The sequence below is a fragment of the Parazoarcus sp. PS-13 R2A genome, from assembly GCF_057621855.1.
The window spans coordinates 96,628-109,610 of sequence record NZ_JBYEXN010000002.1; the positions used below are offsets into that span (position 1 = coordinate 96,628).

12 protein-coding genes are annotated in these 12,983 nt (G+C 61.5%); 10 read left to right on the forward strand and 2 right to left on the reverse strand.

Annotated features, from left to right (window positions below):
* Positions 1–18 precede the first annotated feature (18 nt).
* The 7 genes from soxC to soxB all read left to right on the forward strand — a co-directional run bounded on the left by soxC (position 19) and on the right by soxB (position 6,616).
* Positions 19–1,356, forward strand: a complete 1,338-nt coding sequence (gene soxC, locus AC22G6_RS02400) for a sulfite dehydrogenase (RefSeq protein WP_487365454.1) — start codon at positions 19–21, stop codon at positions 1,354–1,356.
* On the forward strand, positions 1,340–2,416 hold the full coding sequence (locus tag AC22G6_RS02405; protein ID WP_487365455.1) for a c-type cytochrome: 1,077 nt from the start codon (positions 1,340–1,342) through the stop codon (positions 2,414–2,416). Before soxC ends, AC22G6_RS02405 begins: the two co-directional genes overlap by 17 nt.
* A gap of 22 nt (positions 2,417–2,438) precedes the next feature.
* Entirely contained in the window at positions 2,439–2,906 is a 468-nt protein-coding gene (gene soxY / locus AC22G6_RS02410; protein ID WP_487365456.1) for a thiosulfate oxidation carrier protein SoxY, read from the forward strand.
* Between the two features lie 30 nt (positions 2,907–2,936).
* Entirely contained in the window at positions 2,937–3,248 is a 312-nt protein-coding gene (gene soxZ, locus AC22G6_RS02415; RefSeq protein ID WP_199915261.1) for a thiosulfate oxidation carrier complex protein SoxZ, read from the forward strand.
* 107 nt (positions 3,249–3,355) lie between these two features.
* Entirely contained in the window at positions 3,356–4,156 is an 801-nt protein-coding gene (gene soxA / locus AC22G6_RS02420; protein ID WP_487365457.1) for a sulfur oxidation c-type cytochrome SoxA, read from the forward strand.
* A 12-nt stretch (positions 4,157–4,168) separates the two neighbouring features.
* Complete coding sequence (soxX, locus tag AC22G6_RS02425) at positions 4,169–4,768, forward strand: sulfur oxidation c-type cytochrome SoxX (RefSeq protein WP_487365458.1); 600 nt, start codon at positions 4,169–4,171, stop codon at positions 4,766–4,768.
* A 123-nt stretch (positions 4,769–4,891) separates the two neighbouring features.
* On the forward strand, positions 4,892–6,616 hold the full coding sequence (gene soxB, locus AC22G6_RS02430; RefSeq protein ID WP_487365459.1) for a thiosulfohydrolase SoxB: 1,725 nt from the start codon (positions 4,892–4,894) through the stop codon (positions 6,614–6,616).
* A gap of 119 nt (positions 6,617–6,735) precedes the next feature.
* Here soxB and aceK read toward each other — a convergent pair whose 3' ends face one another.
* Positions 6,736–8,517 carry a bifunctional isocitrate dehydrogenase kinase/phosphatase gene (gene aceK / locus AC22G6_RS02435; RefSeq protein WP_487365460.1) on the reverse strand — a complete coding sequence of 594 codons (1,782 nt, stop codon included), beginning with the start codon at positions 8,515–8,517 and terminating at the stop codon, positions 6,736–6,738.
* Positions 8,518–8,758: 241 nt separating this feature from the next.
* Here aceK and icd point away from each other — a divergent pair, with 241 nt between their 5' ends.
* A complete protein-coding gene (gene icd, locus AC22G6_RS02440; RefSeq protein WP_108949172.1) occupies positions 8,759–10,003 on the forward strand; it encodes an NADP-dependent isocitrate dehydrogenase in 1,245 nt (414 codons plus the stop codon).
* Positions 10,004–10,107: 104 nt separating this feature from the next.
* Here icd and AC22G6_RS02445 read toward each other — a convergent pair whose 3' ends face one another.
* Complete coding sequence (locus AC22G6_RS02445; protein ID WP_487365461.1) at positions 10,108–10,566, reverse strand: universal stress protein; 459 nt, start codon at positions 10,564–10,566, stop codon at positions 10,108–10,110.
* Positions 10,567–10,887: 321 nt separating this feature from the next.
* On the opposite strand from AC22G6_RS02445, the gene AC22G6_RS02450 reads away from it, so the two are divergent.
* Positions 10,888–11,142, forward strand: a complete 255-nt coding sequence (locus tag AC22G6_RS02450) for a DUF4212 domain-containing protein (protein ID WP_487365462.1) — start codon at positions 10,888–10,890, stop codon at positions 11,140–11,142.
* Between the two features lie 11 nt (positions 11,143–11,153).
* A complete protein-coding gene (locus AC22G6_RS02455) occupies positions 11,154–12,962 on the forward strand; it encodes a sodium:solute symporter family protein (protein ID WP_487365463.1) in 1,809 nt (602 codons plus the stop codon).
* Positions 12,963–12,983 lie beyond the last annotated feature (21 nt).

Consider the following 12,983-nt stretch of genomic DNA (forward strand, 5'->3'; position numbering starts at 1 on the left):
CAGAGGGGGAGCGTAGGCATGGATAACAGTGAGTTCCGGCTCGGTCGGGTGAGGCCCGCGCCAGAAAACTTCCTGACCGACGAGGACATTCAGTCGGTAAAGGAAGGGCGGCGTGACTTTTTGCGCAAGGCGTTCATCGGCGCCAGCGCAGCGATGATGGCGCCTGCCGTGGCGCGCGCGGCAGGCGAGGGGGATCCGGCGATCCTGAATCTGCCGCCGTGGTCTACAAGCCTCGGGCTGCCGGTGGCAGCAAACCCCTATGGCCTGCCGTCGAAGTACGAGCGTGGTCTGGTGCGGCGCGAAAGCCCGGGCCTGACCCGCGTCGGTGGCTCATCGGTCGCCTTCACGCCGCTGCAGGGGCTGTTCGGAATCATTACCCCGTCAGGGCTGCATTTCGAGCGTCACCATCAGGGCTGGCACGACATCGATCCGTCAAAGCACCGCTTGATGATCAACGGGCTGGTGAAGTCCAGTTCGGTGTTCACCATGGACGACATCATGCGCTTGCCGTCGGTGTCGAGGGTTCATTTCATCGAGTGCGGTGCGAACACCGGCATGGAGTGGGGCAATGTCGCGGTGCCGACGGTGCAGTACAGCCATGGCATGCTGTCCTGTTCGGAATTTACCGGTGTGCCGCTGAAGGCCATTCTCGACATGTGCGGCGCCGACTACAAGAAGGGGCGCTTCATCCTCGCCGAGGGGGCCGACGGCTCATCGATGACCCGCACCATTCCGATGGAGCTGGTCGAGTCGGGCGAGGTGCTGGTGGCCTACGGCATGAACGGCGAAATGCTGCGCCCGGAGAACGGCTACCCCTTGCGTCTGGTGGTGCCCGGCGTGCAGGGCGTGAGCTGGGTCAAGTGGCTGCGCCGCGTCGAAGTGGGTGACATGCCTTGGGCGACAAAGGACGAGGCAGTGCACTACATGGACCTGATGCCCGACGGCCAGCACCGGCAATACACCTCGGTGCAGGAGTGCAAGTCCGTCATCACGACGCCTTCCGGCGGTCAGCTTCTGCTCGACAAGGGTTTCTACAACATTTCGGGCATGGCATGGTCCGGCCGCGGCAAGGTCACCCGCGTCGACGTGTCGACCGATGGTGGCATCAACTGGCGCCAGGCGCGCCTGGAGACGCCGGTACTGTCGAAGGCGGTCACCCGCTTCAATATCGACTGGGTGTGGGACGGCAAGCCCGCCATCCTGCAATCGCGCGCGGTAGACGAAACCGGCTTCGTGCAGCCGGGCTACGGGCAGCTGCGCGCTGCACGCGGCACCAAGTCCATCTATCACAACAATGCCATCCAGTCGTGGAAAGTGGTTGAATCGGGGGAGGTGAGCAATGTCCAGGTTCTCTAAGACTTTGTCAGTGCTCGTCGTTGTCGCTGCGACCGCCGGGCTGGTCGCGCCTGCTGCGGCCTTCGATCGTTATCAGGGCATTGGCCGCGCAGCGACGCCAGCTGAGCTCAAGGCGTGGGATATCGATGTCCGCCCCGACTTCACCGGCTTGCCGAAGGGCAAGGGCACGGTTGATCAGGGCATCGAGGTGTGGGAAGCGCACTGCGCCAGTTGCCATGGGGCGTTCGGCGAGTCGAACGAGGTGTTCACGCCGCTTGTGGGCGGAACGACACGCGATGACATCAAGACGGGCCACGTAAAGTCGCTCGTTACCGGGTCGTTTCCGCAACGCACCACGCTGATGAAGGTGCCCACGGTATCGACGCTGTTCGATTACATTCAGCGGGCGATGCCCTGGACCGCGCCAAAGTCGCTCAAGCCCGACGAGGTGTACGCGGTTGTGGCCTACCTGCTCAACCTTGCCGAAGTGGTGCCTGCAGACTTTGAGCTCAGCGACCAGAACATCGCCGAGGTTCAGCAGCGCATGCCCAATCGCAACGGGATGACGACCGATCATGGGATGTGGCCGGGCGCGTCGGCGGCCAAGGGCGGGATCGGAAACGGTGGCAAGCCGGACACGAAGAACGTTGCATGCATGAAGGACTGCAAGAAAGAGGTGCAGGTCGTGTCGTCACTGCCTGAATATGCGCAGGACGCACACGGCAACCTCGCCGAGCAGAATCGTTCCGTGGGTCAGACCCGTGGCAAGCCGACCGGTGAGCCGAGTGCAGCCGCCGAGGCAGCCGCGCCTTCTGGAGCGGCGGCAGCGCTGGCGCTGGCCAGCGAGAAGGGATGCATGGCATGTCACGGCGTCGCAAACAAGATTGTGGGCCCGGCCTACGTCGAAATTGCGGCAAAATACAAGGATCAGGACGACGCTGGCGCGAAGCTGATGGCCAAGGTCAAGGCGGGCGGTCAGGGTGTCTGGGGGGCGGTGCCAATGCCGCCGCAAGGCCACGTGAAGGACGAGGAAATCAAACAGCTCGTCCAGTGGATTCTGGAGGGCGCGAAAGCGCAGTAATAAATCAATGAGGAGAGACGGGATGAACAATCAACGCAGGGAGACCCTGAAGGCGGGCGGCGGTCTGGGCGTGCTCGGTCTGCTGGCTGCGGCCGGTCTGATCAAGCCCGAACTTGCCGAGGCTGCCTGGAACAAGAGCGCTTTCGATGCCAAGACGCTTGATACTGCAATGTCGGCCATGGGTGCGGGCAAGCCGGCGGAAAGCGCCGATGTCCAGATCACCGCGCCCGATATCGCAGAGAACGGCGCCGTGGTGCCGGTCGGGGTGGTGAGCAACCTTCCCAATACCGAGCAGATCTCGATCATGATCGAGAAGAATCCGAACATGCTGGCTGCGACTTTCGATATTCCGGCAGGTACGCTTCCCGATGTCCAGACCCGGGTCAAGATGGGTCAGACGTCGGATGTGTACGCGGTGGTCAAGGCCGACGGCAAGTACTACATGGCCAAGAAAGAAATCAAGGTCACGCTCGGCGGCTGTGGCGGCTGAGCACGGTCACGAAATCAAGGAGATATATCGATGGCAAATCCGATGCGTATTCGCGCAGCAGCCAAGGAAGGCGTGACTGAAGTACGCGTGCTGATGTCGCACGTCATGGAAACCGGCCAGCGCAAGGACTCGTCCGGCGCGGTGATTCCGGCACACTTCATCACCGAACTGACTGCCAAGCACAACGACAAGGTGGTGCTCTCGGCCCAGTTCGGCGCCTCGGTGTCCACCAACCCCTATCTGGCGTTCAAGTTCAACGGCGGCGCCAAGGGTGACAAGGTCGCGGTGAGCTGGGTGGACAACAAGGGCGACAGCCGCACTGACGAAGTGCAGATTTCCTGATCGTTCGCCTGGGGCCGCGCGCGGTGTGCGGACCCAGGCAGTGCCGGCGATCACGCCGGTGCGCCCACAAGCAGGGGTCTTAACGAAAGGTCCCAGGAGGAGAGACGATGAGAAAACAATTCATGTTCACCGCGCTCGGCGCTGCCGTGATGCTGACCAGCCCGCTGGCGTCGGCGAACGAGGAGCTGAACTTCGACGCCTATCGTGAAATGCTCGCCGACGGTAATCCGGCCGAGCTTTACGAAATGGAGGGCGAAGAGCTCTGGCGCACCGCACGCGGGCCCAAGAACGCGACGCTCGAGCAGTGTAACCTCGGCCTCGGGCCGGGTGTGGTCGAGGGCGCCGCGGCGCAGTTGCCGCGCTACTTCGATGACACCGGCAAGGTGCAGGATCTCGAGTCGCGGCTGATGCACTGCATGGAAACCCAGCAGGGCATCCCGTCGGCCGAGATCATCAACGGCAAGTTCCTGCAAGGTGAGCGCGGCAAGCTTGCAGCGCTGGTGGCCTACGTTGTCACGCACTCGAAGGGCAAGCCGATCGCGGTCGACCTGTCGCATCCCAAGATGAAAGCGATGTACGACATGGGCGAGCGTGCCTTCTTCTACCGCACCGGTTCGATGGATTTTGCCTGCTCCACCTGCCATAGCCAGGACGACAAGCGCATCCGTGCGACGTCGCTGCCCAACATCACCAAACCCGAGGGCGCAGCGGCGGGCTGGGGCTCGTGGCCGGCCTATCGTGTGTCCAACTCGCAGTTCTGGACCATGCAGCACCGCCTGTGGGACTGCTTCCGCCAGCAACGCACGGCCGAGCCGGTGTTCGCTTCGGATGTGACGATTGCCCTGTCGGTGTTCATGGCGGGCAAGGGTAACGGTGCCGCGGCCCAGTGGCCCGGTGTGAAGCGCTAAGGAGGACATGACATGAAGAAACTGATCTGTGCGCTCCCGCTCGTGCTTGCCGCATCGTTCGCCCACGCCGACGAGATTCAAGGCAAGGTCGAGCAGATGATGGTGAGCTCGTTCAAGGCCAGCGGCATCGCTTCACTCGATCGCCAGAAGCAGGATGCGATCCAGAAGGCTTGCTCCAGCCTGACGCCGCTCGACGCGGAGACCATGAAGCGGCTCGAAGCCGCCGAGATGAAGACGATCAAGTGGCCGTCCGACGGTAACTACACGGGTGGCGACTGGAAGGAAGGGCAGAAGATTGCGGCCAGCGGTCGCGGCCTCACGTGGACCGACAAGACGCCCGACAACAACGGTGGTGGCTGCTACAACTGTCACGCGATGGACCCGAAAGAGGTGTCCGAAGGCACCATCGGCGTCAGTCTCGAGGGCTACGCCAAAATCCGCGGCAACTCGGAAGAGATCGTCAAGTACACCTGGGGCAAGCTGTGGAACTCCAAGGCCTACAACGCGTGCAGCGACATGCCGCGTAACGGCTACGGCGGCATCCTGACCGAAGAGCAGATTCGCCACGTGATGGCCTACCTTTTCGATCCGGCCTCACCGGTCAACCAGTAAGCACCGGTCACGAGCGGTACGGAGCAGGGCCCGCGGCCTCGGCCCCGGGCCCTTATTTTATCTCGAGCAAGGCTTGCGCCCGGGCCTGCGCGGTCGGCTCGAACCCTCTCAAAGGAATCATCCATGTCGATGAATCGTCGTGAATTCATGCAGGTGCTCGCCGTGGCGGCGGCCGGGGGCATGACGCTGCACTCGAACTTTGCGCGTGCCGAGAAGGCGGCCGAAGCGCTCTACGACCTGCCGCCCTTCGGCAACGTCAGCCTGCTGCACATGACAGACTGTCACGCGCAACTGCTGCCGATCTACTTCCGCGAGCCCAACGTCAATCTTGGCGTGGGCAGCATGCACGGCCAGGCGCCGCATGTCGTCGGCAACGGTTTTCTAAAGAACTTCGGCATCAAGCCGGGCAGCATCGAGGCGCATGCCTTCACCTACATCGACTTCGTCGAGGCCGCGAAGACCTACGGCAAGGTCGGTGGTTTTGCCCACCTGTCCACGCTGGTCAAGAAGATGAAAGCCAGCCGTCCCGGTGCCTTGCTGCTCGACGGCGGCGACACCTGGCAGGGTTCGGGCACGGCCTTGTGGACCAATGCTCAGGACATGGTCGATGCGTGCAAGCTGCTCGGTGTGGACGTGATGACGCTGCACTGGGAGTCCACGTACGGTGCCGACCGGGTGAAGGAAATCGAGGAGAAGGACTTCGCCGGCAAGATCGACATCGTGGCGCAGAACGTGCGCACCACCGACTTCGAAGACCCGGTGTTCAAGCCCTACGTGATCAAGAACATCAACGGCGTTCCGGTGGCCATCGTCGGGCAGGCCTTCCCCTACACGCCGATCGCGAATCCGCGCTGGATGACACCGAACTGGAGCTTCGGCATCCAGGAGCAGGGCATGCAGGAGGCGGTCGATGCCGCCCGCGCAGAAGGCGCGCAGGTGGTCGTCGTGCTCTCGCACAATGGCATGGACGTCGACCTCAAGCTCGCTGGCCGCGTGACCGGGATCGATGCGATCTTCGGCGGACACACGCACGATGGCATGCCGGCGCCGACCGTGGTGACCAACCCCGGTGGCAAGACCCTGGTGACCAATGCGGGCTCCAACGGCAAGTTCCTCGGGGTGATGGATTTCGACGTCCGGGGCGGCAAGGTGGTGGATTTCCGCTACAAGCTGCTCCCTGTGTTCGCGAACATGCTGCCCGCCGACAAGGAGATGGCCGGCTTCATCGACAAGGTGCGCGCACCGTTCATCGAGAAGCTCTCGGAAAAGCTCGCGGTGACCGAAGGCATGCTCTATCGGCGGGGCAATTTCAACGGTTCCTGGGACCAGTTGCTGGTCGATGCGCTGATCGCGGAAAAAGACGCCGAGATCGCGTTTTCGCCCGGGTTCCGCTGGGGCACCTCGCTGCTGCCGGGCGACACCATCACCATGGAACACCTGCTCGACCAGACCGCGATCACCTATCCGTGGACGACGGTGACCGACATGAGCGGCGAGATGATCAAGACCGTGCTCGAGGACGTGGCCGACAACCTGTTCAACCCCGATCCCTACTATCAGCAAGGGGGCGACATGGTGCGCGTCGGCGGCCTGCAGTACAGCTGCGATCCGAACGCCGGGATGGGCAAGCGCATCGACAACATGATGCTCAAGGGCAAGCGCATCGAGCCCGGCAAGACCTACAAGGTGGCGGGCTGGGCGCCGGTGTCGGAGGCCGCAAAGGATTCCGGGCCTGCGGTATGGGATGTGGTGGCCAACTACCTGCGGGCGCAGAAGGTCATTTCGCAGCGCCCGCTGAACCTGCCCTCGCTCAAGGGCATGGACGACAATCCGGGCGTGGCGGTCTGAGCCTCGGGAGGACGGGCGGCGCGCTGCCGTCCGTCGGGCGTGTGGCAAGCGGTGCATTACGCCGACCGAGCTGAACCGGATACCGGGCAGGGCAGTGCGTCTGCCCGGTATTGCCATGCTCAGTCGGTGTGCGTTTCCGGGGCCTGTTCTGCCTGCGCCGGGTAGAGATTGCAGAAGCGCAACTCCTGCGGGTAGGGGAAGAAGTCTTCCACATGGCCGCTGCGAATGCTGTCCTGTGCCTTGCGCCAGAAGTCCGGCGCCAGCAGGTCGCGGTGATGCTTCAGAAAGGCTTTCCGAATGCGGGGCGTACCGAGCAGGAAGGTGGCGAACTCCTCGGGGAATACATCCATGGGGGCGGTCGAGTACCAGGGCTCGGCCGCCATCTCCATTTCCTCATAGGGGGCTGGCGGGATGGCGCGGAAGTTCATGTCCGTCATGTACTCGATCTCGTCGTAGTCATAGAAGACCACGCGGCCGTAGCGCGTGACGCCGAAGTTCTTCCACAGCATGTCGCCCGGGAAAATGTTGGCGATCGCCATCTCGCGAATCGCGTTGCCGTACTCGCGCACCGCGTGTTCCACGCCTTCGTCGCTGGCATGCTCGAGATGGATGTTGAGCGGTGTCATCCGGCGTTCGATGTAAAGGTGCTTGATGACCACCGAATCGCCATCGAGCTCGAACGAGGTCGGTGCCAGACGGCTTAGCTCTTCGAGCAGGTCTGGATGGAAGCGCGACAGCGGCAGTGCGGCGTAGGAAAACTCCAGCGTGTCGGCCATGCGACCAACCCGGTCGACATGCTTCACCATCAGGTACTTGCGCTTGACGGTGGCGCGGTCCATGTTTTTCGACGCCCCGAACACGTCCTTGATGATCTTGAACACGTAAGGGTAGGACGGCAGCGTAAACACCAGCATCACCAGGCCGCGAATGCCTGGCGCGATGCTGAACTGGTCGTTCGAGTGGCGCAGGTGCGAGACGAGATCGCGGAAGAACATCGTCTTGCCCTGCTTGCCGAGGCCAAGCATGGTGTAGATCTCGCTGCGCGGCTTGTTGGGCATGATCGAGCGCAGAAACTGGACGTAACCCGAGGGCACTTCCATTTCGACCATGAAGTAGGCGCGCGACAGCGAAAAAAGCACCGAGATGCGCCACGGATCGAGCAGCAGGGTGTCGATGAAAAGCTTTCCCGACGGCGTATGGCGCACCGCCAGCGTAAACGGGTATTCCTGATAGCCGTTGATGGCCTTGCCGATGATGTAGGCCGTCTTGTTGCGATAGAAGGCCGAGTACAGGACCTGGATCTGGCAGTTGACCTCCATCTCGGGCCAGGACGCCAGATGCGCTTGCGTGGTGCGCACGATGAAGTCGACATCGCGTTCGAGATCCTCGAACGGGCGCTGCCAGTCGAAGTCTTCGATGATGTTCCTTACCGTAGCGCGCAGCCCGGCTTCCTGCGGGTAGTAACTGGAGTACACCGGCGGGTAGGAGTCGATGTATTCGGTCGAACTTGCGGGTCGCGCGAAGATGTAATCGTTGTTGAAGTAGGTGCGATGCAGGATCTTGCAGCACACCGAGTTGAAAAAGGTTTCGGCGAGCTCGGGCTGCTTGTGCCGGATCAGCATGCCGATGAAGTGGAGTTTGACCTGCTGCCAGGTGGTGTCGTCCAGCGAGTCGGCGTCGAACTCCCCGTGCAGGCGGGCAACGGTTTCGTTCACCCGGTCGTCGTAAAACTGCACGCGCTCGCGCACCGCGTCGAGCTGTGCCTGCCATTCGCCCGACTCGAAGTACTCTTTTGCGCGTCGGGATGTGTCGCGAAAGATCCGGTAGTGCTTGTTGAAGCCTTCGATCAGGGTCTGCGCAATCGCCTGAGCAACCGGATTCTCTCCCATGGGTGCATCCATCCTCTCGCGCCTCCGTCAGGACTCGTTTGCGATTGCCCGGATGGTGCTCGGGGCTGGTCGGGATTTTATCATTTGCGCCCCTGTGCGAGCGGGATGCCTTGTTTCGGACGCGCCGGATATGGGCGATAATCATTTTCCGGTGGCGTGGCGATCTGGCTCCAGAGACAAGCCTCTTCGTCCCGGCTGTCGATGACAGTCGCACCCTTCTAAAGGTCAATCAGAATCCAGTGAGGGAGCAGCAATGAGTGAATCCAAAATCACGGTACCCACCGGTGGCCAGAAAATCGTACCGGGGCAGCCGGTCCCGGACAATCCGATCATCCCGTTCATCGAAGGTGATGGCATTGGCGTGGACATCACGCCAGTCATGATCAAGGTGATCGACGCCGCCGTCGACAAGGCCTACGGCGGCAAGAAGAAGATTCACTGGATGGAGGTCTTCGCCGGCGAGAAGTCCACCCAGATCTACGGTCCCGACGAATGGCTGTCGAAGGAAACCTTCGATGCGCTCAAGGAATTCTCGGTGTCGATCAAGGGGCCGATGACGACGCCCGTCGGTGGCGGCATCCGCTCGCTGAACGTGGCGCTGCGCCAGGAGCTTGACCTGTACCAGTGCGTGCGCCCGGTGCGCTACTTCAAGGGCGTCCCCTCGCCGCTGAAGGACCCCACCAAGACCGACATGGTGATCTTCCGCGAGAACACCGAGGACATCTATGCCGGCATCGAGTGGCAGGCCGAGTCCGAAGGGGCGAAGAAGGTCATCAAGTTCCTGACCGAAGAGATGGGCGTGACCAAGATCCGCTTCCCGAATACCTCGGGCATCGGCATCAAGCCGGTCTCGAAGGAGGGGACGACCCGACTGGTGCGCGCAGCGATCAAGTACGCGATCGACAACGACCGCAGAAGCGTCACCATCGTGCACAAGGGCAACATCATGAAGTACACCGAGGGTGGCTTCCGTGACTGGGCCTACGAGCTGGCAAAGACCGAGTTCGGTGCGGCGCCGATCGACGGTGGTCCGTGGTGCAGTTTCAAGAACCCGAAAACGGGCCGCGAGATCATCGTGAAGGACGCGATCGCGGACGCCTTCCTGCAGCAGATTCTGCTGCGTCCGGGCGAATACGACGTGATTGCCTGCTGCAACCTCAACGGCGACTACATCTCCGATGCGCTCGCAGCACAGGTGGGTGGCATCGGCATTGCGCCGGGGGCGAACATCTCGGACCAGTACGCCTGCTTCGAGGCAACCCACGGCACCGCGCCCAAGTATGCCGGCCTGGACAAGGTGAACCCCGGTTCGCTGATCCTGTCCGCCGAAATGATGCTGCGCCATCTGGGCTGGACTGAAGCGGCTGATCTGGTGATCAAGTCGATGGAAGCAGCGATTGGCGACAAGGTCGTAACCTACGACTTTGCGCGTCTGATGGACGGTGCAACCGAAGTCAGCTGCTCTGCTTTTGGCGACGCAATGATCGAACGCATGTAATTCTGCGCCGGCCTGTCGTGGCCGGGATAAGGCGTGCTGCAAAGTAAAAAAACCCCGCATCCTTTCGGATGGCGGGGGTTTTTTATGCCGGATGGGGGCAGGGGTCAGTGTTCGCCGCGCACGATCAGCACCGACACGTGAACCTTGCGCACCAGGTTTTCGGCCACGCTGCCGAGCAGCATGCGACGGAAGCCGCGGCGGCCGTGCGAGCCCACGACCAGCAGGTCGGCGCCGGATTTTTCGACCGCCTGTGCGATCTGGTCCGCAGCATGCAGGTCTTCTGCGGCGAGAAAGCGCTCGCGCGGCGTCAGACCGGCCGCACGTGCCGCCTCCATCGCAGCCTTCAGGGTCTCGCGTCCGCCTTCGAGCAGGGCGTCCTGCATCTTGCCGTGGTCCACCAGCGTCACGCCGTGATTCGAAAACGCCTGCAGCATGGACTCATCCACAGCGTGCGCAATCTCCAGTATCGCGTCGTGCAGTCGCGCCAGCGCGATGGCTTCATCGAGGGCTTTGGCCGAGGTCTCGCTATCGTCGATTGCAACCAGAATATGTTTGTACATCATGGCTCCCGAGCCGGAAAAATATTGCCGCAAGCCTAGCACCGGAGGGGGCGTCAGTGCATCGGCGTTTTCCTGTAAGCGCCGTGGCCGGCGTGATTGAATATTACGCGGCAATCAGGGCGCAGGGCGCAGGGATTTCGCCCTTTTCAGCCTTGGCTGGATGGCGATTTGCGAATGGCAGTTCGCCAAAACTGACTAAGAAGTGTCACTTTGTAAGCCAGAAGTAAGATCCGCATTCATATAATCCCCCTGCAGTTTTGTCGGCTGGCCTGATTTCGGCCGCTCCGGTCGCAAGGCAGGCAACAATCATCGAGAGGAGACAGTATGGAAAACAACAGTTCAGCCTATTGGAAGGCTACGCTGGCGCTGTTAACCAAGATCCTGATCATCTGGTTCTTGGTTTCGTTCGGCGCCGGCATTCTCTTCGCGCCGATGCTCAACAACATCCACCTTGGTGGCTACCCGTTGGGATTCTGGTTCGCGCAGCAAGGGTCGATTTATGTGTTCGTCGTCCTCATTTTCTACTATGCGAAGAAGATGGGTGACCTCGACAAGCAATTTGACGTTCACGAAGACTGAGGGGCGGACACATGGATCTTCAAACAATTACCTACGTGGTGGTCGGCGCAAGCTTTGCGCTGTACATCGGTATCGCCATCTGGGCGCGTGCCGGTAGCACCAGCGAGTTCTATGTCGCGGGCGGCGGTGTTCACCCGATTGCAAACGGCATGGCAACCGGCGCTGACTGGATGTCTGCAGCGTCCTTCATCTCAATGGCCGGCCTCATCTCCAACATGGGCTACGGCGGCGGTCTGTTCCTGATGGGATGGACCGGCGGCTACGTTCTGCTGGCGATGCTGCTTGCTCCGTACCTGCGCAAGTTCGGCAAATTCACCGTGCCCCAGTTCATTGGCGATCGCTTCTACTCGAAGTCTGCCAGTACTGTTGCGGTGGTCTGCCTGCTGACCGCTTCCATCACCTACGTTATCGGTCAGATGACGGGTGTGGGTGTGGCCTTCTCGCGCTTCCTCGGCGTGACCAACGACACCGGTATCTACATCGGTATGGGCATTGTGTTCATGTATGCCGTGTTCGGCGGCATGAAAGGCATTACCTACACCCAGGTAGCCCAGTACGTTGTTCTGATCCTGGCCTACACGGTTCCGGCGCTGTTCATCTCGCTGCAGCTGACGGGCAACATTCTGCCGCAACTTGGCCTGGGTGGCACGCTGGTCGGTACCGACACGACCCTGCTGGCACGTCTTGACCAAGTGGTAACGGATCTCGGCTTCGGTGAATACACGACCTCTGTTCCGGGCAGCACGCTGAACATGTTTGTCTACACCGTGTCGCTGATGATCGGTACCGCAGGCCTGCCGCACGTGATCGTTCGCTTCTTCACCGTGCCGAAGGTCAAGGATGCACGTTCGTCTGCTGGTTGGGCGCTGGTCTTCATTGCCCTGCTGTACACGACTGCACCTGGCGTTGCCGCCATGGCCAAGTACAACCTCCACGCCACGGTGAACTCCGCTGTTGCGACGGGTGGTGATCTGTACGCTGCCGAAGCCAGCCTCGAAGCTGAAAAGCGTCCGGCCTGGATGAAGCGTTGGGAGCAAACCGGTCTGCTGGCCTTCGAAGACAAGAACGGCGACGGTCGCATCCAGTACTACAACGACAAGCCGACTGCCAACGCCGAATCCAAGGCCAAGGCTGAAGCTGCAGGCTGGAAGGGCAACGAGCTGACGGTCAACCCCGACATCATCGTGCTGGCCAACCCGGAAATCGCACTGCTGCCCAACTGGGTGATCGCACTGATCGCTGCCGGTGGTCTGGCTGCTGCGCTCTCCACGGCTGCCGGTCTGCTGATGGCCATCTCGTCCGCCGTGTCGCATGACCTGGTGAAGAACGTGATCAATCCGGATATCTCGGACAAGAACGAACTGCTCGTGGGCAAGATCGCCATGGCTTTCGCGATTGTTCTGGCCGGTTATCTCGGTCTGAACCCCCCGGGCTTCGCCGCCGGTACCGTGGCTCTGGCCTTCGGTATTGCTGGTAGCTCGCTGTTCCCGGCCATCATGATGGGTATCTTCTCGAAGAAGATGAACAAGGAAGGCGCCATTGCCGGCATGCTTTCCGGTCTGCTCGTCACCCTGTTCTACGTGTTCGCTCACAAGGGTATCTTCTTCATCAAGGGTACTGAATTCACCGACATGATCGGCGGCCCGAACTCCTTCTTCGGCATCACGCCGGAAGCGTTCGGTGCAATCGGCGCACTGGTGAACTTCGCAGTTGCCTTCATGGTCGATAAGGTTACGAAAGAGCCGCCCGAGCACATCCAGGCTCTGGTCGAAAGCGTTCGTATCCCCCGCGGTTCCAAGGCGGTCGACGGCGCGCACTAAGCACGCATGTAGTTAGTCTGC